This window comes from Colwellia piezophila ATCC BAA-637, assembly GCF_000378625.1.
Taxonomy (GTDB): domain Bacteria; phylum Pseudomonadota; class Gammaproteobacteria; order Enterobacterales; family Alteromonadaceae; genus Colwellia; species Colwellia piezophila.
Genome location: NZ_KB905164.1, coordinates 276,888 through 301,836, shown reverse-complemented (window position 1 = coordinate 301,836; position 24,949 = coordinate 276,888). Strand labels below are relative to the sequence as shown.

The following is a 24,949-nucleotide window of genomic DNA, read 5'->3' as shown; positions in this document are numbered from 1 at the left end:
TTCGACTTTTCTATAGAGAGAAAATCATAAACGATGAGTAAAACCCTGCTAGTAAAAATAAATAAAAAGTAAACAGCTCTTAAAACCGAAGAGAAAAATAAACCCTCTATTTCTCGCTCTTAGCGAGCAGTTTTGATAATACTGAAAAGTCTATTACCACATTACGGAAGCTAGAATAAGCAAATATTTTGGATGATTACTGTTCGTTTTTTAGCAACCAAAGACATAAATAATAATATTTCATCTAAATACCTGCAAAATTAATTGTTTAGTGAGCAGGGGTATTAAGGTTGATATTAAGGGTGATTAGCTGCAAAAATTTTTAAAAGATACCGTTATGCATAGAGATAATATTTAAACTACACTCATGGAGAATTGGTTTTTAGAACATGAAGGTAATGATATATTTTCTCCATGAGTATAAAAATTTAAAAATAAATGGAATTTATGAATGGTAAAAAATATAACTATCGATGATATTGCTTGGCCGTGTGAACTAAGTTTAACGTTAAAAAAAAGCTTACTTTCTATAGCCAGTTTTAAAGATGGAATTACATCTTTAGGCGGGTCACCTAAACACCCCTTTAGTAGCGGTATTTGTTATCTTTTTGAGGGCATTGTAATACTTAGTACCTCTACACTTGATACTTCGGCGACTGTAGGTGGTGTTATAGGACCTCAAGACTGGATTGGTGCTGGTGTAATGGATGAATCATATCGTCCCATTTATACTTCCGAGGAGGTTGTTCCTGTCGTGTTAATGGCATTCCCTAAAAAATTATTATTAAAGCTAGCTGAACAAGACAGTGAAGTGTTTAAGTTTTTATTTTACATTGCTCAAAAATCATTAAAAAAATGGACGCAAGCAGCAGCAACAGTGATACACGATAAAGAAATGCGTATTGTTTTTTCTCTACTGGAACTGCTTGTGCTACACCCTAAAAAAGATGATGAAATACCCCCCATCAAAATTTCTCAACAACAACTAGCTTTCTTGTCAGGCATTTCTCGACCTCGGGTTAATGAAGTACTAAAAGCGTTGGAAATTGCCGAAGAAATTGAAATAACGCGTGGGAGCTTACGCATTATTAACTTGCCTAAGCTAGCTGCTCGCTTAAACAATCTCAATGTTAGTTTACGGGATCCTCGACAATTCATTAGTGAATATCAATCATGCTAATATTTTTAATATCAATTTATTCAAAGGCTTCAACTATTTTTTGCTCTAATTGATTGATGGTGAATGGCTTTCTTAAATAATTTACAAAACCTACTTCTAGACATTTTTCTTTTATGCCACTTACTGAATCAGCGGTAATTGCAATAATTAATGGTTTTTCTTTCATGTTACTATTCATTATTTTTGTAACAAATTCAAAGCCATCCATGTTAGGCATATGACAATCCGACAGGACAATATCATAGCTTTTTTGCTGACATTTTTCATAAGCAATCAGTCCGTCACTGGCCACATCGGCGGTAATACCTAGTTGTTTCAATTGTCCAACAATAACTTTTTGGTTTACCGGGTGATCTTCTGCTACTAATACTTTTAAGGCTAAGCCATTAAGTGAAGTCAATTTCTTTTCTTTTAGTTCACTACTTTTTAAGGGGTCAGAAAAAACAGTGCTGGTCGGCTTTGTTAAGGGTAAAGTTAACGTCATAACAAATGTTGAACCTAAGCCTAACTCTGACTGCACTGATATTTTTCCTGACATCAAATTTACTAATTCGTAACAAATACTCAATCCTAAGCCTGAACCATCGTATGACCTTGTACTGTTATTTTCTGCTTGAATGAAAGGTTGAAATAACCCTGCCTTTTTCTCTTTGCTAATACCGAGTCCGGTATCACTTACACGAATTTCAATTTTTTGGACATTGTTTTGAACATTGTTTTTAGTACTAGTATGACTATCGTTTGAAATTTCATTATGCTGATTAATAAGTGCTTTTATTGTGAAGGTAATTTTCCCTTGTGAGGTGAATTTTACCGCATTTGTCATTAAATTCCCTATTGCTTGAGTTAACCTTGAAGAGTCTGCCAACACATAAGGGGCAATAGACTTGTCGTAGTAAGTAGAAAAAAAGATGTTTTTGTCTGTTATTTGTTGTTGATATTCTTTGACTATATCGTCAAAAATATCGTGCAGTTGTGTTGGCGTTTCTTTTAGCGTTAACTGTTGTTTGTCTAGTTGAGAAAAATCAAGTAGGTCATTAAATAACCTCAATAAGTGTTTGGAAGATGAATTGAGTGTTGCTAATAAATCTTTTTGTTCTTCACTTGTTTGGGTAAATCCTAACGCTTCTATCATACCTAATATACCATTGAACGGTGTTCGGATTTCATGACTCATTTTTGCAAGGAAATCGCCTTTAGCTATTACGGCCACTTTTGCTGCTTTGGTACGCTCGACGACTTTATCTTCTAAATTAACATTAGAATCTTTAAGTTTATCATTCAACGCATTTACTTTGCGCTTATGATTAATTAAGCGATTACCATACACGGCGATTAAACTATAAATGTAGATGAGTAGGCAGATAAAAACAGCCGAAAATAGTCGGATAAAATTGACTCCATCTTCACTACTCGATATTGCCTCACTTAAATCAATTTCGGTTACTAAACCAAACTCTAGTTCGGATAACCAAAGCCAACTCCCGATAACCTCTATGCCACGATAATCTAGATAAGCCTCTAACTGTTGCCCTAAATTGTTCGCATTCAGCTGTGAAGCGATCAAAGCGTAATTATTATTTGACGAGGCGCCCTTGTCGAATTTACTACTTATAAAACGACTTGGATTGAGCATCTCACCCGATTTGTTAATAAGGTAAGTTTCACCTGAAGTCCCTGTTTGTGCTTGCTTTAGCAAAGGCATCAAGGTAGATGAAGGATCGTAAGTTAACACCATAGCGGCAACAATATTATTATCGTCATCATAAATAGGGGAGCTTACTAACAAAGTGGTGTTTTTTGTAACTTGGTCGTTTTGGTTTATAAGGCCGTTATATTTGTAGGGAGGAAAGTGAAACTGCGGTTGACCTTTAAAGGTCAAAGAAAGCAGGTTTACTTTTTTTTCTAGGTCAATAGTCCAATGGTTTTTCTTGTTATAGTTTGATGATAATATTTTCATTTGAGGTGAAATAATAGAAAACCCGACGTATTCTCTATGTGCTATGGCATTAGAAAACAGTTCTTTTAAATTGTTTTGCGCAGTTAAAAACTGTTGTTGCTCTTTATCTTTATCGGCTTTAATTAATTGTAGTGTTTGCTGACGAACGCTCGTATCATTTGCAGCAAGAAATACATCAGTTTTTACCATTTTACTCCAGGAAATAAGTGCTTGCTCTGTTGTTTTTAATAAAGAGTATATGTCTCGACCTGTGGATATTTTTGCCTGAAGTTCCATTTTATATTGAAAATAAAATTGCAGCGCAATAATGAGCACCAGTGGTATAGCCATCATCAATGCTACTTTAGGTTTAAATATCGAAGCCATTACTTTATTGCCTCTTTGTGTCTTATTTCATCACACCAATGATTTACTTCTTCCGTTAAGCGTTCTAATCCTTTTCCTAACGTCTCAATGAGTTCATTTAACTGATTGGACTTTTCATTCGCTGAATATTCTTCAATTGTTTCAGCTATATTGGCTAATTCATTAGCGCCAAGGTATCTAATAGCACTTTTTATTTTATGGCCGATATCTTTAACCTTGGATAATTGAGATTGCTGATGTGCATCAATTAAGTCATTGAAATCATCGTTGTTAGTTAAATAGGCCTCTAGAATGTCTAGCGTTAATTCAATATCTTCACCAGTAAGCTCTAAAGTAGTTTCACGGTTAAGGTGTTGTGTGGTCGGTATAGCGGTGTTTGTTTTTGTTGAGTTAGCTTTTAGTATTACTGAAGCACTCGTTAAATCGTTTTCTTGCAGGATAGTCTCTTCCTTAAAGCCTTTTGGTTGCTCTAATAACAATGCCGAAGTTGCTATTTCAAGTTTTGCTTTTAAACTACTTATCGGGCAAGGTTTAGCTAAATAATCATCAAAGCCTGAATCCATACAACTTTGTACTGCGCCTTCAAGGGCATCAGCGGTAATGGCAATTAACCAGGGTTTATTGTTTTTACGCTCTGTTGATACCATGCTTGCTAAGGTAAAACCATCCATTTCAGGCATATGACAGTCAGACAAAATAATATCGTAGTCACTCTTCTGATACATTTGGTAAGCGATTAAGCCGTTTTCGGCAATATCACACTGAATATCTAACTGCTTTAACTGGCCGGCTATAACTTTACGGTTAACCGGGTTGTCTTCCGCTAACAAAACCTTTAATGGCGGTAATGTATTGTTTCTAATTTCACTTAATGATGCAGGTCTGAACATATTAAGCGCCGTTTTTGGTTGCTCTAGGCAAGGAGCTAATGGCACATTTATGGTAAATAAACTACCCACATTGATAATTGACGAGACAGATATAGTGCCTGCCATTGTGTCAATTATCTCTTTGCAAATACTCAAACCTAGGCCAGTGCCGCCGAACTTGCGGGTAGTATCTTGTTCTGCTTGTACAAAAGGGGTAAATAAAGAGCCGGTTTTTTCTTGGGCAATACCTATGCCGCTGTCTTTTATTTCAAAAACAATATCGTGCCATTTATCATTATTTGGCAACGATTGAGGTAATTGTCGTATAGAAAGTTGTATGAAGCCATGCTCAGTGAACTTGATTGAATTGGAAATTAAATTATTCAGCACTTGCAATAGCCGAGTAGGATCACTTAAATAATTGTATTTAATGGTATCGTCAATGTTGATGTTAAGCTGTAAACCACGAGATTCAGCTTTATATCGGAAATTGTTCATTGCTGCATTTGCTAGCTCTTCTAGATTTATTGGTGTCGACTCTAAGGTTAGTTTACCGGCATCCATTTTTGAGAAATCAAGGATGTCGTTGAGTAAAGTCATTAGACTTTTTGCAGAACTATTTAAGGTGTCAAGTAATTCACTTTGATCCGGCTTGAGTCGCGTAAAGCTCATTGCTTCAGCCATACCAAGTACGCCATTCATCGGGGTGCGGATTTCATGGCTCATACGCGCTAAAAAATCTGTTTTAGCGCTCGCCGACTGTTCCGCTTCATCTCTCGCCTTTCTTGCTTCTTCTAATGCTCGCTCGATATGTTGCTTGTATTTAACATCAATTAATTTCTGTCGGTAGCGATAGAGCATATAAAGTACCAGGGTAATGATAATTAATGCTGTAATCATTAGTATTATATCAATCAGCTCTTGATAACGATGATCATCAGCTTGTACCACTAGCGTAGTATTTATCCATTTATTCTTGATTTCTCTAGCCTCTACATCATTGATTAAACTCAAACCTAAATTCAAAATATCTTTTAAAATGGCATTTGAATGTGTGGTTGCCATTCTAAAAAAGGAAATTGTATTGAAGTCTTCACTCATGTGAAAATATAAAGCATTTAGTTTTAGGTTGTTAGCTAAATATATAGCGTTCGATAGCTCACCAATATACGCATCTGCTTGATTATTATTGATTGCTAATAAAGCGTCTTCTGGTCTATCAAAATAAATAAACTGGCCGCTAGGTACTTTATTCTCCATTATTTTTGAGTGTAAATGGCCTTTTATTACCGCTATTCTTGTATTAGCGAGTGCGTTCAATGAATTTATTTTGTCATCATGCCTGCTTATTATCGCTAGCTGTGATTCGCCAATGGCCGTGGTAAAGGAGTAATATTTTCTGCGCTGCTCAGTTTTATAAACAAGGGGTAAAAAATCAATTTTTTGCTCTTTAATAGCTGTTTGGGCTTGGTCAAATGAAGTGAAAAATACTGGCTCAAAAGTGATGCCAATTCGTTTACTAATCAATACTTGTTTATCCCCTGTTAATCCAGTTAATACGCCATCTTCAAAAACTTGATAAGGTGGATAACCAATGCCAACAATACCGTAAGTAACTACCGGGTTATCAATAAGGAATTCTTGTTGTTCAATCGATATCTGAGATAAATAGTGACCTAATAGCATTTCAAAAGAGGCTTCTTTCCCTTCGCTATATAAATTTAATCTTCCCTGTGCAAAGGAACGATCAAATTTCCTGATGCCTTCATTATAAGCGAGGGCTTGTTGGCGTTTATTCTTAGCAAACACGGCTCGTATCAATGTAGGATTAAAATGTTTTTTAACACGTTGGTAGTCTTGATATCTTTTGGTTTTTTCGAATTCATTAGGGTGAGTAGAATAAATATAATCATAGGTTGTTTGTTGAGCAAGAATGTAACTAAGGTCAGTATTAAAGGTTACTTGCATACTTTTTTGGTCAGTAAAAATATCATTTATATAAAAAGGACCATGTATGGCTAAAGAGGTAGGTTGTGTGGCTTTTACTTTACTTTGAGTGCTCTTAAGCTGATAGAGAACCCCTTGTTCCTTAATTAGGGGTAAAGAAAAGTAGTATTTGTTTTTATATTGTTTTTCATACTGACCGATAGCTATGACATCTATATCGCCATTATCTAATGCTAAAAGTGCTTCTTCATAGTTAAGTTCAATAAAGTGTGGCTGAATGTTGAGTTGCATTGCCCATTCTTGCCATAACTTAACCAAAGCACTGTGAATGCGTTTGTTTTTTGTTGATAACATTTTTGGCAGAGCAATATTTAATGACTCTAACTCATGTGTTATAGCTGGCTTTATATCTGCTTTTATTTCGTTCGCGATAATTTGAGCTGAAAAGCTCAATACGCTAACCAAAAAAAATATAAAGGTAGCACTTGTTTTGATTTTAAATTTACCCTTTTTTAAACACTTAATTAAATTCAATTATTTTAACCCCGCTTTGAAATTGGAAATATATTACGGTTAAAAAATAATCACGTCTGTTCTTTAGGGAACAGACAGTTTTAGAGTAACTGGTTAAAATACACGCTATTAAATCTATAACACTTTATTTAGATGGTAAAAATAGGAGGTGTTGTTTGTGATGGAGGATAAATAGTATGAATGACGTTTCTAGTATGTTTGACCGCTCAAGGCCTATTTTAATTATTGATGATTGTACAATGTACCGTACTGCGACGAGAGGTATGTTATTAAAGTTAGGTTTTAGTCCAGAGCAAATTTTATTAGCGAAAGATGCGGTTGCTGCGCTAGAAATTGTAAAGCATAAAGCAGTGCAGTTAATTTTGTGTGATTACAATTTAGGTGAGAGAAAAAATGGTCATCAGCTTTTAGATGAAATGGTCAATTGCCAAATGTTATCAGCAGACTGCGTAATTATCATTATTACCGGTGATTCATCAGCAAGCGTAGTACGTGGGTTTTATGAACTAAGGTCAGATGGATATCTTGTTAAACCACTTAATTATGTGACCTTTAAAGAGCGTTTGCCTAAGTTTTCTAGAAAAAAACGTGTCTTAGCAGATATGCTAACAACTTTCTCCAATGGAGATTTTACTGACACGATAGCAAAAGCTGAAGAGAGTATTTTTAATGCTGAACAGCATTCATATGGTGCTCAATTTTTAAAAGCTAAGGCGTTAATACAGCTCAATAAATGTGATGAAGCAAAAAACATTTTAATTCATCTTCAAGGAAAACCAATACGTGCTGAGGTACAAATTGAATTTGCTCGTTTAGAATTGAAACAAAAGCAATATAAATCATGCTTGGCGACATTGTCACCCTTTGAAAAAGATCCTATTCATTGCACTAAAGTATTGTTGCTTTCTGCCCAGTGTTACTTAGCACAGCAGCAGCTTTCCTTAGCGCTCGAGAAAATGACTGAAAGTGTGAAACATTCTCCCAGAAATATAGAAAACACTATATTTTGTTCACATATTGCGATGGCGATGTTTGATGTTAAGCCTGCTTATGACACCTTAGATATGGCATTAAGTCAATCTCGTCACTCTTATCGAGAAACCTTGCTGTTACACCAAATGGTTGCTCAATTAAATTTAAATGTCATTCAATTTACTCAGGATGTAAATAAAGGTGAATTGTTTGCACGATTTATTGAGCGATATAAACATTGGCGCAGTTATTATTCCAGAAAAGATTACAAACCATTCGAACTACTACTTAAAGCGAGAGCGCATGGTTTACAAGGTAACATTAGCCAATGTAAAACGTTGTTGAATGAATACTTGCAATGGCAAGACGATGAATATATTTCTTCTGTATATGAATTGATAGAACTTGCTAACGTTTATTCGATACTGCATGACACGGAAAAATACCAAGAAAGTATCAGTAGAGTAAAGGTTTGTTTAGCGCAAGTAGATATATACAAACAACAAACATTAACGCTCTATTTAAACCGTTGGCAAAGTAAGTTAGCGCAGGTAAAGGCTGAAGTGAGCCGAGCAAAGAAACGTTGTCTTTCATATATTAAAATTAAAGAATTTGAAAAAGCGGTTAAATTAATTATTACTGCTTTAGACCTTGATAGCACAGACACAGACCTAGGCCAATTGACTATTATTTGCTTGTCTAGAGCATGGCCTATGGGCTGGAGTAAAAAATCGGTCATTAAGTTGGTGATGCGTTGCCGTGAGTTATTGAAAAACACGCCGGTCGTGTTAACACCTGAATATCGGGTTGCTAGCAAGTTACTTGCCAAGCAATTACAAGTAAAAGAAGTCTCTTACGAATTAGATAATGTGATTTAGCAATGATCTATTTGTTATGCACTGCAAATTTAAAAGATACTAAGGACAGTTTACATGCTGAATAATATACTTATTGTTGAAGATGATCTTTTTCAACAGAAACTGATTGCAAAAATGTTGTCAACATTAACATTAGCCAAAATCACGACAGCCTCTAATGGTCAAGAAGCCCTGAGTAAACTAGATAAAATAGATGAACCTGAGCTTATTTTATGCGATTTAAATATGCCCGGTATGGACGGTATTGAGTTTTTGAGAATTATTGCCAAGCGTAATTTAGATGCTAATGTAGTACTGACAAGTTCTGTGTCTAAGGATGTGATTTCATCGGTTAAAGAAATGGTACTAGCTTGTGGTATGCCGGACATTTTAAGCCTAACTAAGCCAATTAGTAAAAAGCAACTAGAACTGGTTTTATTGCAGTTAATTGAAAAAAAACAGGTAAGAAAACCAACAGAAAACTCTCAATCTCAACTTGTAGATGATGAAATCATTACTGGATTTAACCTGGAACAGTTCAATGTGCTTTTTCAGCCACATATTGACGTGGAAACGGACACTGTTTCCGGCGCTGAAGCGCTTGTTCGATGGAATCATCCGACAAGAGGCGTGTTAACACCTTATTTCTTTTTAGAACAAATATATAAACTAGGTTTGTCTCATTTATTAACCTTACAAGTCTTAGACTATTCAATTGCTGCGTGCTCTCGTTGGCATCAACAAGGCATGAACTTTAATATTTCTGTGAATATTTCGCCTTTAGATCTAGTCGAATCAGACTTTTTAGAGAGTGTTATGGATATATTAGCGCAACATCAATTACCAGCGAAATTCTTAACACTTGAAATAACAGAAAGTGCTATAAGTCCCAATATGGCCAAAGAACTTGAAGTTATGTGTAGATTACGTCTTCATGGTATTAATCTTTCTATTGATGATTTTGGCACCGGTTTTTCTTCGTTGTCACAACTTATTTCTAGCCCTTTTACCGAGCTAAAAGTTGACATGTCATTTGTTCAAAAAATGCTGACAGACAGTAAAAACTATGCGGCGGTTAAAGCATCACTGCAACTAGCTAGAGATTTAAAATTAAAAACTGTTGTTGAAGGTGTTGAAACTCAGGCAGAAGCAAATGCAATAAAAGCGCTAGGTTGTGATGTTTTTCAAGGTTGGCTTTATGCTCCTGCTTTAGTGGAAAGTGAATTTTTAAGTTGGAGTCAAAACCATAATAAAAAATCTATTGATGAAATAGCAAAACGATGTTCATAAGTTAATATCGGCAATCATTGGTAGTGCCATGGTTAATTTTCCACTTAATTAGAAATGTAAGCATACATCTCTTCAAAAACCGGTTGAGTGGTCGGTTTGAGCAATCTACAAATACTGTTACAAATTGATAACAGACTTCTTGGTTACACTTGATTACAATGCGCGGCGTGTTTTTGATGGTAAGTATTAACGAAAATTAATAAGCGAAAAACGACCAGCCCCAAATACTTGAGTAGGTCAAATGCTAGTGCTTTAACTGTGACAGTAGCAACGGCCTCATACGGCATTATCTACTGTTGCTTATTAAACATGGTAATAAACAAATAAGGTTAAAAGTAAATGTTAAAACGTAAATGCAGCATTAATGGACCCGTATTTAAGCGGCTCTTGAGAGTAAACCATATTCAACCATCAGTTTTTGCATTTCAAACTAAAATCGAACTTACCAAAGTTCAACAAACATTTGAGTCAAAAAATCCAGTTCCTAAAGTTTACATTGATAAACTAGAAGTAATTTTTAATGTCACCGCACTTAAAAAAGGCCCTAAAAACTAACTATTCAACACTCTTAACATTAGCTATATAATGCTGGCCATAAATGCTCGGTAAAATGACTAAGATTCTTAAAAAATACACTATGTCCGCAGAACAATAGGGCCTGTTGGATTAACAAATCATATTCCGGCCACTCTCTTTAGCTTTATACAGAGCTGTATCGGCACGACTAATCCATGACTCTGGTGTGTCATGTGCTTTGTATTCAGCAACGCCTATTGAGAGTGTTAGTTTGATGTTATTCGTGAACTCGTGTAGCTCAATGATGCTTCGTATCTTTTCAGCAAGTATTTTAGCGGTTTTAATATTCATGTTTAATGGCATAATGATAAATTCATCGCCTCCGTATCTATAAAGCGAATCTAAAACGCGGGTATGTTTAGTTATCAACTCACATATCCTCACCAGTATTTGGTCACCAACAGCATGGCCATGGTCATCATTCACTTCTTTAAAATAATCTAAGTCAACGAGTATCAGACACATGGAGTATTCTTCTCTGTGCTGGCTTGCTATGACCTCTGCGAGCTTTAAGTCTAGAGCTCTTCGGTTGCCTGAGGATGTTAGCGAGTCAATTAACGCGAGTAATGATAATTCATTTTGTTTATCGGTATATGAGCGGAATATTACAAATGACAAGGATGCAGTTAAACCTGTGGTTGCGATAAAGGTAAACAAATACGTTAAATCAACCCGCGGGTATATAATCATTAGTATTGCTAACGCGAGTGTTACACTTGTTATTCTGGCGAGATTTAACGGCATCAAATAATGAATAGCAATGATAGTTGGTGCAAGCCATAAAATCTGAGGTTCACCTTTGATGAATACAGTAACCAGTACAGCAAACGCTAAGAATATTGCCAATAATGTATTTGCGGCACTAATTTTTCGCGTGATAAATATAAACAAAAAAAACATAAATGCAGTGAGTGATATTATTGCATCAATGATAGCTAAAGTGGTTTCTCCATCAAACCATCGAAGAAACGCAAAGGGGGATATTGTGATTGTAGCTAGCAAACTAAGTGAGAGTAATACCTTTTCTGATGTCGTTCTATTTGTCATGTCGTTTTATTTGTCATGTAGGCTTTGCACTTATGTGCTCTAAGATAATTAATATGACAATTTTTCAAAGATGAATCAAGTAGTCGTTCTAATTACTTTGATTCATTTTATGCTAGTGCTCAAAGCAACAAATAAATTCAAGCCGACCATGCCTTTAAAGAACAAATAAAATCTATTTATTTTTATTATCTCGCCACAATACTTCCTAAATTACATAGTAAACACCAGTCTAAGCAACGACCCTATCAAGGGTTCTGCCCCCTTGATTCTAGGGGGCGATGTGATGAGTTTAGCTAAAAAAAACTAGCGTATACCCCCTTTATCTCTGGGTCTATTACTAAAATATGATGAAGCAATACTCGGGTCTGTTGAACTTTCGAGATTACTTTTACAGCAACATGTTTGATATTTAGGCAAGGCAGAGCATGTGAAGTGGTGTGGCTACATGAACTTGCGATAACGCCGTATAAATTTCAAACAAGTGCTGCCCTTTGGGTTCATTTAAAACGAACTTACTCCTTGTTGCTCGCTTATTTAATAGAATAACTATGATACAAAGCTCGCGCCGCGATTAAGCCCGTTTTAAATTGAATGAATTTTAACCCTGAAAGATCAACAGACCCTAGTTAACCGCTTGTAATAAAACCAGTTGTGATGTTTTTGATTCTAGGTGGTCATAAATAACGAAATCACTTTCATGTCTTCCTAAGTCAGTGACATAATCATTGGCTGATAGGCTAAAGAGCTCTTTGGGACTCTCGTTGACCGCATTGCTAAGTAGGGTGGACATCACTTTTATACGGGGTGCATCTTGTTGAACATAATAAAGAACATCGTTGTTATTATTTAGCTTAATACTGTGAGGTCTAAATAGTAAAGCAAGCCCTTTGAAGTTTTTGATAATGGTTGTAGCACCATCCACTTTTTTTAGCATTAATTGTTGGCTGTTAATATCACCGAAAATAAAACTACCATCCGCTTTCTCCTTTAAGATGAGCCCCGCAGCAAGTAATACTATTTTGGATTGTTGACTAATCATATCAAACTGCCAAATATCGTAGATATTATCACTGGCAATACTCATATAAATAGAATCACCTCCACTTGACCAAGATAATAAGTGCGCTTCTTTCGCTAAATTTTGACTTACAATGAGCTGTTGTTTCTTTATGTCATATACCATTAGTTTGAGTTGATTATTTTGAGAAGCAACAAAAGCAATCTGGCTTTGCTTTTCGTTTAAAATAGGTCGCCTGATGTTATCCGCTTGAATATTGGTAAGCTTATTATTCTTATTGTCTTTGTGATTCCAAACTTCATAACTACCGGTGCGTTGTGATACAAAATAGAGTGTTTTTGTTGGCACTGACCACGTGCCATAAAAGTCATTTGCATGGCTATTGACTTGATTTAGATTGATATACTTAGTTAAACCTTGTGCGGAAATATCATAGTTTGAACTTGTTTTAAGATAAAATAATTGTTTTTCCGCTTTGTTCGACACTAATTCATAGGCATAACTTCCTGCTGAGATAGGCAGGGCTTGTGAGATTTCTTTGCTTTTAATATTGAAGCGCCAAACTGAATACAGGCTGTTAACTTGACCGGCAATAAGTAAATTCCCGTCATCTTCTAACTGTAAGCTAGTGACTTTTGAAAATTTAGTCGAGATCTCTTTACTGACTTTATTGGCAAAGTTGTAGTCATTAATAGTTGCTTGCGAGCTACTTTGTTGAACATAAAAGATACCTGAACCACTGTTCTTGAATGTTGCAGCATAGTTGCTTGTTTTTTTGTTAATGCTTAAGGGGGATTCTTGTTGAGATTCTAGCGATAAAAGTGAAATGGAAAGTCGGCCATTATTCATCGTTGTTAAGGCTAATTGTTTGCCATTTGGAGAAAGCTTGATGCTTTTTAATTTTGACTTTGTGCTATATATCTCTTGTATGGTGCCATTATCAGTAAAAAGCTTATTTACTTTGCATTCTGTACTCTCGCATTGAATAAAGAAGCTGGCATTATTGTGCTTAGCCCAAATAACAGAGCGGAGTAAATCACTACTTCTTAGTAAGATTGAATATTGGTGGCTGGTGACATCTTTTAATATCAATACCGACTCTTTAGCATTGGCATCAGTTTGTATATACAGTATTTTTGACCAATCAGAAGAAGGCGAAGCCGACTGGATTTCACCTATACCATCAGATAAAATAGTCGATTGGTAATTCGAGGGCTTTACCGTGCTCTCTGGTGAATCTTTAACAGATCTGATGGGAGCATTGACTAGAAATAAAATAATAATAGAAATCAGCAAAGCAGTAATAATTACAGCTTTATAGCTGACTTTGGCCAGAAAAGAATCAGGTAATAAGCGTTGACTCTTAATCTCTTCAATGGGCTCTATCTTGCCAATAAAGCAGTAACCTTTTCGAGCGATGGTCTCTATATATTTCGGTTGCTTTGCATCATCCTTTAGCACCTTTCTTAATTCGAAAATTGCCCGTGTTATCACTTCTAAACCGACAATACTACCAGGCCAAAGGTTATCTGCAATTTGTTGTCTACTGAGCACTTCACCTTGGTGCTCAACCATAAAACAAAGTACTTGCATGATTTTCGGTTCAAGAATTATCGCCTTATTTCCAGTGGTAATTTTATTATGCTTGGGGTAAACCGTATTGTGTTCTAGGTAAAAGTTAACATCCATGAAGTTATAAGCTTTTGATTTTATGGGTGAATAAAAAAATAATAACAACATTATAACACCCTAATTTCACTTGTTTATAAAATAGATTAGAAATTAACTTCCTTATTTAAAAGACACTGAAAATATGAAAATAATAAGAGTAAAAGTGATAACTTTAATTTGCCTTGCCACTACTCATTTCACCGCTCTGGCGTTTAACATAGATTTAACCATTGAAGGTCAAGGCCAAGTTGAAGCAACGAGTAAAACTTGTACCAGTAGCTGTGATATTGCAACGGCTGAATCATCTCAAACCTTAGTGACTAAGGCATCTCCTGGTTGGTACTTTACCGGTTGGCAAGGTCAGAAATGTGATATGGGTAATGGCGTGATAATCCCAACAGAAAATCAGGATGTTCGCGAGATTGGCAGCGCAGCAGGAGGGGCTAAATCATTAGAGACAATAGACATTAATAATGATGGTATCGATGATTTGATTGGCATCAGCTTATTTAATGGCAAAGTGAACAGTTATGAAAATTTAGGAGACGGCACTTTTATTAGTAAGACCATTATATCTGATCTCGCTTACCCATCCTCCTTAGATAGTTATGATTGGAATAATGACGGTTATAAAGACTTGTTTGTTACTCAATTTAATTCAGATGGTCGAGGCATTAAAATGTACTTAAACGATGGTAATGGTGGTTTTGTTTATGAAAAAACCTTCACCTTTGAAAATACCCGTCCTTACTCTTTTTCTGTTATTGATTATGATTTAGATAGTCGTCCTGACTTTGTTATTTCTTCATTTGATGCAAATACTAATGGTGATCTCTTTACACTAGTGGAGAGTATTGAAAATGAAAAAATCTCTTGGTTTAAAAATACTGACCAAGGGTTTAAAGAGCAGCAAATTATTGCTGAAAAAGCAGCTATAACACTCGATACTTATCAAGCGCATGAAAATGCTATACCACAGATTTTAACCGCAGAAATACAATTAGGAGAGATTGCTGTTTACTCAAATGAAAATGGTAAGGACCGAAAGCTTGTTTCATCTAAGTGGGCAAGTTACGGCGCCGCCTTTGGAGATATTGATGAAAATGGCCATGTTGATATTTTAACGGCTCATTATAAACCCTCAATACTGAGTTTGTTTTATGGGCTAGGAGAGGGAGAATATTCCAAATCTGTCAATGTGGCTAGACCGGAAGAAGGAGTAACTGCCACCGCTTTTGGTGATTTTAATAATGATTCTTATATTGATGTCGCAACAGGGGAATTTAATAACAAGAAATTCTACTATTATGCAACTGCAGGTTTCGACCAGTGCATTGTAATAAAATCATCTAGTTTAGCGCTAACTGCTATTTTCAAAAAAGATGAAAGTGCATCGAGTGATAGTGAAAAAAAATCGGGCGGCAGTCTAACCTGGCTTTTATTTGTCTTAGTTCCTTTGCTGTTTAGACAAGGCTTGGGTAAGGGGGCCCTCTCTAAAAAAAATAACTAAGAAAATGTCGCTACAGCAAAAGATACTGTGCTGTAGCGAGCAAGAAACCAAGGGGGCAGTTCACTTGATTTAAACTTATTTATCCACCCCTTGATAAAAGTCACTTGATAAAAATAATTACATAATGCCAAGAGCAGCAAGGTTGAATATTCCCCATATACCCCAACATGTCATTCAATGAGGTAACAACAGGCAAGCCTGTTTGCTCGGGAAAAAGACCGTTATTGCTATTTGGATAAACTAAAAAAATACAGTAATAAATATTTAGCCCGTATTCATTGGTATGCTTTGATGACTAATCATGTTCCTTTATTAGTTTGTTCTGAATGACCGAATAGGATAAGTTTGATGTTAAAATGACAGTTTATAGGCGTGTTAATAATAATTAAATACAACAAGTTGAGAGCAGTATGAAATCAAAAGTAGCCTTGTTAGCAGGTGCTAGTGGCTTAATAGGGCAGGAGTTGCTGACCTTATTACTTGCATCACCTATTTATTCTAAGGTTGTAGTGCTTGTTAGGCGACCTCTTGATATAAACCATGAAAAATTAGAGCAAAAAGTCGTTGATTTTGAAAAAATCGATCTAGATGACTTATTGATTGACCATGTCTTTTGTACCTTAGGTACCACGATAAAACGTGCGGGTTCCAAAGCAGCCTTTCGTCAAGTAGATCAACAATATGTCATTAATGTCGCTAAAATAGCGAAGCAGAGAGGTGCTGAGCTATTTACTATTGTCACAGCGATGGGGGCAAATAGTGACTCATTATTATTCTATAACCAAGTGAAAGGGGATGTAGAGGCTGAGTTACGACAAATGGCTTATAAATACCTTGGTATTTTTCGGCCATCAATGTTAGTTGGCGATAGAGTGGAAAAACGCTTTGCTGAGCAATTAGGCACATTTTTCATGAAAGCATTCAATTCATTAATCCCACAAAACTATAAAATTATCCAAGTAACAAAAGTGGCTACAGCCATGTTTCATTATGCTACAAATCCTACCAAGGGTGTTTTTGTTTGTTCCTCAGCAGCAATGCTTAAAGATAAAGTCACTTTAAAAAGCTAGGAGCAAACGGGGTCGATGACAAATCAGACTTCTTCTTATTTGAATTTTTAAATTGAAGCTAGAATCAAGGGTTCTGACCTAAAGCCAAAGGTCAAACCAACCGGTAGACTTTACACCGAAGGCACCTCTAAGATTGGAATACTCAATTTATCTTCTAAAATTATCTATAATGCTTTTAACTATAAAGAGCTTTATATCCCAATATCCAACTACTTTCTCAGAATTTAGAGCCTTAGAAAATAACATTCTTGTATTACAACGATTCTTTGCCGATAATTAATATTGACATTTAAAAGTTTTACAGGGGCTGTTAAATAGAATATATACCTGATCAGCACCGTTCATAATATAATTAACAACGGAGATAAAATCTCATTTACTTACCAATAACTAAAAGCAGTTTCTAGATGTATCAACCTAATACTCTTGTCGACCATATAGCAAATTTCACCTCTCAGCGTGATGCTGAATTATTGGCTTTCAGTCTGTTAAAAAGCGTTAATGGGATGATGAGTTGCTCGAAAACAAAAATAATTTCAATTAATAAGACGGGAGATATTATATTTCACATATCTTTTGAAAAAAATCATTGTGTTGTTAATGACAACACTGTTTTGATAGATGATGCATTAAAAAATTCGTTTGAGTACATGAATGAATCTTCTCTGGAAGAGTACAACCTAAAAACTAAATTAGGTTATTCATTAATTCGCTTACTTCATCACGATAGAAAAAGTGAACAGTTCTTAGTGATTAATTTACCAGAAAAAATAGAGAAAGTTCAGTCTTATGTTCTTTCTGGTATTCTTAGTATATATAACAATTTTATTACATTGTTATATGAATCACAAACCGATGAATTAACCGGACTTTCCAACAGAAAAACATTTGATTCTGCTATTTCATCAGTCTTTAACGCTTTTCCTCAGGAGTACGAAAAAGTAGGAAATGAAAGAAGGACAAAGAGTCAACAAATAGCTAAAAGAAAAAAAACTTTTTGGCTAGCGATTATCGATATTGATAACTTTAAACTCGTAAACGATGAGTTTGGACACCTTTATGGAGATGAAATATTAATCCATTTAGCGCAAATTATTCGTTCCAGCTTCAGATCCGAAGATTTGCAATTCCGCTTTGGAGGAGAAGAATTTGTTATTCTATTGAGTGCTGATATCCAAACAGAGTGTATTCAAATACTGGAGCGTTTCAGGCGTAGGGTGGAGGACTATAGTTTTCCAAGCGTAGATAAGGTAACTGTTAGTATTGGCGTAGTTGAATTTAGGCGAGAAACATTCCATATAACTTCTATAGATTATGCAGACCAAGCCTTATATGAAAGTAAAAAGCAGGGTAAAAATAAAATTACTTTTTTTGAAGATATGTTGAGCCAAGGAGTAGCTAAAAAACCTGTGATTAAAGGTGGAGATGTAGATTTGTTTTAACTTAATATTTGAACATGAAGAAAATACGGTTTTAACTTAACCAGATACGCCTCTACAACATACAATACAACCTTAGAAAAGTAGGTTTGTTTAATTATAGAACTCAGTAAGTATTAGTAAAAAACGTAAGAGAATAAAATGGCTTAATTATGAAATGGTAGCAATCTTCTTAATTGGACACCGAGTCTTAAATGTTCATCCCCAATTGAAACATCTTTCCTGTATAATGCTGTCCATTAAACAACAGCCTTAGCAAATACCCTAGGTTTGCAATAAAGACAGTTAAACAACCACTTATGACGCTGTAACCATCCAGTGCAAACACTAAAGACATCTCCGTCAGTTTCCTGTATAATCTGCGCACTAAAATTCACCTGAATCATTTACATTAGTAAAGGCGCCCTATGACAGTTACTCAATTTGACCCGAAACAAACTACCACACTAGAAACACCTAAAAAGGTCATTGAAGAGCAGTCAGTTATTTTCACATCTAAAGCTACACAAGGTGAAAAAAGTCCAGAACGTCCGGCAAAGATAGGTTTCGTCTCTCTCGGCTGTCCAAAGAATTTAGTTGATAGTGAGCGCATCCTTACTCAGTTACGTACTGAAGGTTACGATGTCACTAATTCTTACGATGATGCAGAATTAGTTATTGTAAATACCTGTGGTTTTATTGATTCGGCAGTACAAGAATCCCTTGATACTATCGGTGAAGCATTAGCCGCCAATGGCAAGGTTTTGGTTACCGGTTGTTTAGGTGTTAAGAAAGACGAAATTATCGAACTTCATCCTAATGTTCTAGGTGTTACAGGCCCCCATGCTTATGATGAAGTTTTAAAGCAAGTGCATGAACATGTCGCCAAACCTGAGCATAATCCGTTTATTGATTTGGTGCCAGAGCAGGGCGTTAAGCTTACGCCTAAGCATTATGCTTATTTAAAAATATCTGAAGGTTGTGATCATCGTTGTACTTTCTGCATTATCCCGTCAATGCGTGGTGATTTAGACTCCCGCCCAATTGGTGATGTCTTAGGTGAAGCGCAGCGATTAAAAAATGCTGGCGTGAAAGAGTTATTAGTTATTTCTCAAGATACCTCGGCTTATGGTGTAGATGTTAGGAATAAAACTGATTTCTGGGATGGTATGCCGGTAAAAACAAGCATGCTAGCTTTGTGTGAACAACTGGGTAAACTGGGGATTTGGGTGCGTTTGCATTATGTTTATCCCTACCCAAGTGTTGATAAAGTTATTCCGTTAATGGCTGAGGGTAAAATCCTTCCTTATCTAGATATTCCATTGCAACATGCTAGTAAACGTATTTTGAAGTTGATGAAACGCCCTGGTAGTTCAGATAGAACGTTAGAGCGGATAAAAAAATGGCGTGAAATTTGCCCAGAATTAGTCATTCGTTCTACCTTTATTGTTGGCTTTCCAGGTGAAACTGAAGACGAATTTCAAGAGTTATTAGATTTTCTAGAAGAAGCACAGTTAGACCGCGTTGGTTGTTTTGCTTACTCTGATGTTGACGGCGCTACCGCCAATAATTTACCTGATCATGTAGATGAAGACGTTAAGCAAGAACGTCTACAAAAATTCATGGAAGTTCAGGCTAAAATTAGTGCAGATAAATTACAAGCACGCATTGGCCAAGAGTATTTAATTCTCATTGATGAAGTCAACTCTCTTGGCGCAGTAGGGCGCTCTTATATGGATGCACCGGAAGTTGATGGTAAAGTTTATTTGTCGGATGACTTTGATGCTAAACCCGGCGATATGTTTTGGGTCAAAATTATTCATGCGGATGAGCATGATGTGTGGGGTGTGCGCGTAGAAGATTAATAACCAAGTAGTTAGGCTTAACTATTCAGCTTAAGTCTAACTATTGAACTTATTAAGGCTATAAATTTAATTGTTGTGCCAATGTAATTTACTAACAATTTCATTAAGGAAGATGACGGATGATTAGGGTAAAGTTAAGTTTGTATTTACATAGAGACTCACTTTAATGATTTACTGATGCCTACGTGGCATAGTTAATTAAAAACATTCACAGAAAATAAATTTAAGTAGCAAGGTATTGATAAGGCTAGTATATGAAAGTTATTGCATTTATTAGAGAAAAAAGAAGAAATTTACAACACCAAAATGATCAGTTTATTGCCAAATTAGAGCCTAAGTTTAAAAATTTGTCTGATTTGTTCAATAATAAAATCACCATGCCTTTTAGAAATACGCTAAATAACCCTTGGTTTTCTCAGTTTAGTCCTGTCGATGCAGAAGAGACTAAGACCGAAGAGGTATTGATACAGGTACCTAAGGCCGAAAAAACCTATAAGAGCCTGCTTGAAAAAATAGATACCGTCACCTTTATCGGTGAATGGCACTCGGTAGAGCAAGAGTGTATTGATCAATTTGCAGAGGTCACCGGTGATAAACAGTGGATTCACACAGACCCTGTCCGTGCGGCGAAAGAGTCGCCCTTTAAAGCGACAATAGCACACGGGTTTTTAACCTTATCATTAATCCCCAAATTAACTAATTCAGTTGATTTGGATAATAACCCTTATCCTGAAGCCAAGATGGTTATTAACTTTGGCTTGAACCAAGTACGCTTTCCTTACCCTGTTAAAGCGGGTACTCGTGTTAGGGCCAGCATTAAACTAATCAAATTAGTGCCAATGAAGCGTAGTATCGAAGTGGTTAATGAAGTCAGTATCGAAGTTGAAAACAGTAAACGTTTGGCTTGTGTGGCTGAAACGGTATTACGTATATATTTTTAGTTTTATTCGCTAAATAAAAGTAATAAAGCTGTTAATCGAGTCAGTTAGTTTACATGCCAAGCATATGGCCAAATTTAAAGACAAATTATTTGTGCTGAAAATACGAATTTTTGGGCGTTTGCTATATTGTTTAAATCTTACTTTCACATAATAAGCAATAGTATTTCAGTTACTGTTGAATCATTCAAAGCTTTGTGGTTTTAACTTAACTGGTATTATAAATATTGAAGTAGAGTATTATCTATAAATAGGTAACCACTACAGCAAGGATGAAGATGCTAATTTGTATTTTAAGTTTACGTACTTGAAGTATATAAATGTTACAAGGTAACAAAGGTATTGAATAACATCACATTTCATTACAATTGCTTGATTGTTAATAAAGTGTAGAGTAAGATCATCTCGGAAAGATTAACGTAATACCATTCAATGTACACCAACTTGATGTTGTTCTTAAATCAAGCTGAATGTTTAACGTTATTATTTAACAAAAGATTTATGGATGATCTGATGAACTATAAAAAACAGTGGAAAGTTAACTTTTTTTTCCTATCTGCAACTTTTCTTGTTGCATGTGCTTCCCCAAAATATTTGCCGAAACAAAAGGTAGAAGCAAACTATGAAGTTGGGATTTCTTACATCTACCAGACACTTTCACAGGCTTATCATAGTCGTGGTTTCAAATTCGAAGGGTCGGAGTTGACCTTGATAGAAACAGTGAATCATTCACCGTTGTCCATTGATGAACTTCAAACTTTATTAAAAGATAAAAAACTTTCCACAATTGAACTGATACTGGCTCTTCCTAATAATGCAGACTTTTCTAATTTAACAAAACAAAAAAAACTATGGACGACAGGGTTATATTTAACTGAAAAGGGTAAAAAGCAACAGGTTAAGTTTGATGAGTATAAACAAAAACCATGCAAGTCCTGTCTTAATACCGACCCCGAGGTTAGGACAAAAAAGAAACTGACGATAGAATCAAAAAAAGTAGTTATCAATACCTAAATAAACAAGGAAGTCATACTCAGTGGTTAATCAAAATGAAGAAACAGGAAGTCTTCCTGTTGATCTTCCAATAAAACCTGTGGTGAAGAAAAATAAACTAGCTCTCATCACTTCGTTACTGGTGGCAGTGATTTACCTGATCCTTGAAATAAACCTCAATCTTGCTTTGGTTGAAACTTATAGCCAGTCCTCACAGACTCTGCTAACTAGTAACGAATGGCTTGAGCAGGGCAAACGTCTGGAATTGATTGGGCGGATTATTACCGGGTTTGGTTTAAGTTTTGTATTTTGTGGTTTTGTTTACAATGTACTTTGTCATTTTTTTCACAAATTATTCTTTTTAGAAGTTAAATCACGTTTTCTCAAGGGTTTGCTCAAAGCTGTAGTGTTTTTGTTCTTATGGGCTTTGATCGCAATCTCGTTGCGAGTTTTGGTTGATGTGATTGCCTATTCAGCTGATCCCGAGACTAAATTTAGTTCGGTGCGAGCGATAATGTTTAAAGAATTGTATATCGCTGACATGCTTGAAGTGAGCAATCTAGGAATTCTTAACCAAGCGAAAAAAGATGAGCAACATTTTAAAATCGTATCGGCTTTGATCCCTTCATTGGCACTTGTTTCGAAATCTATCAACCAGAAAATTGCCGAACAGTCCGACACTATCGCTGCAACCTTGATTGATACAAAAGAAAAAAAAGATTATCAGCGTATAACTGAGCCTATGTTTTTAAGCTCGAAGTCATTTGCTGATGGTGAGTTTGATTTTTTTGCCATAGCTCACAAAACTTACCAAGAGAAAAAGCAACAACTTGATGACCCGCTTGCAGTTAAAAAACTGGTTAATGCTGAGATAAGAGAAGTTGAAAATATCACTGAAGATTTATGGACTTCTTATTACAACGATATATCAGGAATTGATGAATACAGTCTGTACTTTTGGAGCAATCAAAAGAAAATCCTTGGTGCACATAAATCTTATTACAGTAAAAAAAAATGTATAAAGCAAAAGGGTTGTAGGGAGAATGTCTACCAACAACTTTTACCTATTCTGGCAAAAAATAAAATGGCCCCGATGGATGAGGATTTCTGGTTAGGTACAAGCTTTTATAAGTTAGCTAAAGCTCTTATATTATTTGGCCCTGCACTTATTGAAGGGCTGGCCTGTGATATTGCAACAGACCAAAATCATGAAGAATGTTCTCGGCTTTATAAGGAAGCATTTTTAATTGATGATGATGATATAAAAGATGCACATGTAGCTTATCTTGAGTCCAAATATCCTTTTAGCTTGGAGCTGACAAGGAAGCAGTTTACCAGATTGGCTAAGGTACAAAAAACAAGGGTGAAGCATCTTAGAAACAAGGGTTTTCAAGTTCCTGATGACTGGACTCTGCATGATCGGACCATCATAGAAAACTACTTTCGCAATAACATTCGTAAGTTGCTGGCAAAGGCTGAAAAATCTTATTTCAATGCCAGTAAAGTTGATGTATCTCTTGCGGATACCCAAGTGACAAATCGTAAAGAATTCTATCAATTATCGAAGATCCAACAATATTTTAAAAAGCGTTTAGGGGAATATTACTATGTTGGTTATATGCCAACAGATAGTGAAGAACATTCTTATTTACAGTGGAAGAATGCCCAACCAAGAGATGGCTTGGACTTTGTTCAAATCTTAAATTCTCGTGCAGAAGAAGGATTTAAAAAAGGTGGGCTTTTTTATGAACTTGGAAATGACGCAATAAAGTTTACCCTTGTACCGACAATTGCTATCGGCCTTAGCGTGCTTTCTGTAATGATGATGCTCGCAAAGATTATTATTATTCCTTTGTATCATCGGTATCATGGCAAGGAACATCAACTTGCAGGCTTCATCCCAATATGGATCGTTGTAATTCCCATTTTTTCCATTCCTATTTTTGCATCACCCTTGTTCAATGGTCTGTTTACAAAGGCCATGCATGACTTTGTCAATCAAACCGAAGCTAAGGAGACTCAGCTAGAGTTAGCTGGCTCGTATTCTTTGGGTTATATACTTGATTCCGAGGTGTTATTAACTTCAATCGCTGGTTCTATCCAAGTTGACATTAACAGGTTGTTGCCGCCTGCCTTGCTTCCTAAACTTACTACTGCGGATGATGAAGTCTATCAATTTGTTAAGTCGATTCCAGGCCTCTACGATAGTAATTTAATGGTAGAGAGCGATGACGTTAATATCGTTTTATATAGAAAACAGTATGATGTACTTTTTGCTATGGGCATTAAGTTTAATGATGGAAAAGTGTCTAAGGTCACTGTTCCTAATATTATGGGACACAAGGACTTTGACCTACTTCTGGATTCAAAAATATTTTTTAATCCTAACTATAAAGAGATGTTTAAAATATCATTGCTCGATGATCTCCGCTCAACAGATTTTCTTGTCGCTCTTCCCACTTCTGACTCTCTTAAGCAGTCCATGAGGCAGCGTCTTGAAGATAAGTTGACCAAAATGTTAAATAACAATATGGGTAATCGTTACGCAGTTACTAACTTATTACCTAAGGGGGTAACTAAGGGCAATGTCATTATGTTTAAGGATAAAAAAGACCGGTATTATACCTGTTACTATCTTGAGGGCTTGGATTTTAAATTTATTCCCAAGATGCTTAGTGGCGATAACAAAGGGGTGCAATCTTATCCATGTCGGTGGGTCATATAATGGCTATAGGAGCATCAGAAGTGTCAACGCCTTCGAACAATAGAATGAGTGGGATAAAAGGCTTCTTTAAAAAAATTATATTCGAAGTCTTTTTAATTACCTGTGTCATTGCAAATATGTTTCTCATCGAACAAAGTTTTGCA

General features: G+C 35.7%; 15 protein-coding genes. 11 read left to right on the top strand and 4 right to left on the bottom strand.

Annotated elements, in window-relative coordinates:
• The first annotated feature begins 451 nt into the window (after positions 1-451).
• Entirely contained in the window at positions 452-1,180 is a 729-nt protein-coding gene (locus tag F580_RS0110135) for a Crp/Fnr family transcriptional regulator (RefSeq protein ID WP_019027613.1), read from the top strand.
• 16 nt (positions 1,181-1,196) lie between these two features.
• On the opposite strand, the gene F580_RS0110130 is transcribed toward F580_RS0110135, so the two are convergent.
• Both F580_RS0110130 and F580_RS25495 read right to left on the bottom strand, forming a co-directional pair.
• On the bottom strand, positions 1,197-3,506 hold the full coding sequence (locus F580_RS0110130; protein ID WP_019027612.1) for a hybrid sensor histidine kinase/response regulator: 2,310 nt from the start codon (positions 3,504-3,506) through the stop codon (positions 1,197-1,199).
• Complete coding sequence (locus F580_RS25495; protein WP_157443069.1) at positions 3,506-6,775, bottom strand: ATP-binding protein; 3,270 nt, start codon at positions 6,773-6,775, stop codon at positions 3,506-3,508. The genes F580_RS0110130 and F580_RS25495 overlap by 1 nt, the downstream gene beginning before the upstream one ends.
• Before the next feature lie 257 nt (positions 6,776-7,032).
• Between F580_RS25495 and F580_RS0110120 the strand changes: the two genes are divergently transcribed.
• The 3 genes from F580_RS0110120 (at position 7,033) to F580_RS0110110 (ending at position 10,530) form a co-directional block, all read left to right on the top strand.
• Complete coding sequence (locus F580_RS0110120) at positions 7,033-8,706, top strand: response regulator (RefSeq protein WP_019027610.1); 1,674 nt, start codon at positions 7,033-7,035, stop codon at positions 8,704-8,706.
• A gap of 54 nt (positions 8,707-8,760) precedes the next feature.
• The gene (locus F580_RS0110115; RefSeq protein WP_019027609.1) at positions 8,761-9,975 is read left to right on the top strand and encodes an EAL domain-containing response regulator; all 1,215 of its coding nucleotides are present in this window, start codon (positions 8,761-8,763) and stop codon (positions 9,973-9,975) included.
• Between the two features lie 339 nt (positions 9,976-10,314).
• A complete protein-coding gene (locus F580_RS0110110; RefSeq protein ID WP_019027608.1) occupies positions 10,315-10,530 on the top strand; it encodes a hypothetical protein in 216 nt (71 codons plus the stop codon).
• A gap of 111 nt (positions 10,531-10,641) precedes the next feature.
• On the opposite strand, the gene F580_RS0110105 is transcribed toward F580_RS0110110, so the two are convergent.
• Together F580_RS0110105 and F580_RS25490 are read right to left on the bottom strand one after the other, a co-directional pair.
• Positions 10,642-11,598: a GGDEF domain-containing protein gene (locus F580_RS0110105; protein ID WP_019027607.1), complete on the bottom strand. Its 957-nt coding sequence runs from the start codon at positions 11,596-11,598 to the stop codon at positions 10,642-10,644.
• 622 nt (positions 11,599-12,220) lie between these two features.
• Positions 12,221-14,356 carry a winged helix-turn-helix domain-containing protein gene (locus F580_RS25490; RefSeq protein WP_019027606.1) on the bottom strand — a complete coding sequence of 712 codons (2,136 nt, stop codon included), beginning with the start codon at positions 14,354-14,356 and terminating at the stop codon, positions 12,221-12,223.
• A 73-nt stretch (positions 14,357-14,429) separates the two neighbouring features.
• On the opposite strand from F580_RS25490, the gene F580_RS24305 reads away from it, so the two are divergent.
• The 7 genes from F580_RS24305 (at position 14,430) to F580_RS0110065 (ending at position 24,806) form a co-directional block, all read left to right on the top strand.
• Positions 14,430-15,797: an FG-GAP repeat domain-containing protein gene (locus tag F580_RS24305; RefSeq protein WP_083926967.1), complete on the top strand. Its 1,368-nt coding sequence runs from the start codon at positions 14,430-14,432 to the stop codon at positions 15,795-15,797.
• Between the two features lie 410 nt (positions 15,798-16,207).
• Positions 16,208-16,867: an NAD(P)H-binding protein gene (locus tag F580_RS0110090; RefSeq protein WP_019027604.1), complete on the top strand. Its 660-nt coding sequence runs from the start codon at positions 16,208-16,210 to the stop codon at positions 16,865-16,867.
• A gap of 407 nt (positions 16,868-17,274) precedes the next feature.
• Positions 17,275-18,309: a GGDEF domain-containing protein gene (locus F580_RS25485; protein ID WP_019027603.1), complete on the top strand. Its 1,035-nt coding sequence runs from the start codon at positions 17,275-17,277 to the stop codon at positions 18,307-18,309.
• Positions 18,310-18,713: 404 nt separating this feature from the next.
• Positions 18,714-20,150: a 30S ribosomal protein S12 methylthiotransferase RimO gene (gene rimO, locus F580_RS0110080; protein WP_019027602.1), complete on the top strand. Its 1,437-nt coding sequence runs from the start codon at positions 18,714-18,716 to the stop codon at positions 20,148-20,150.
• Positions 20,151-20,404: 254 nt separating this feature from the next.
• Entirely contained in the window at positions 20,405-21,091 is a 687-nt protein-coding gene (locus tag F580_RS0110075) for a MaoC family dehydratase (protein WP_019027601.1), read from the top strand.
• Positions 21,092-21,601: 510 nt separating this feature from the next.
• Complete coding sequence (locus F580_RS0110070; RefSeq protein ID WP_157443068.1) at positions 21,602-22,102, top strand: hypothetical protein; 501 nt, start codon at positions 21,602-21,604, stop codon at positions 22,100-22,102.
• A 22-nt stretch (positions 22,103-22,124) separates the two neighbouring features.
• A complete protein-coding gene (locus tag F580_RS0110065) occupies positions 22,125-24,806 on the top strand; it encodes a hypothetical protein (protein ID WP_019027599.1) in 2,682 nt (893 codons plus the stop codon).
• The last annotated feature ends 143 nt before the right edge of the window (positions 24,807-24,949 follow it).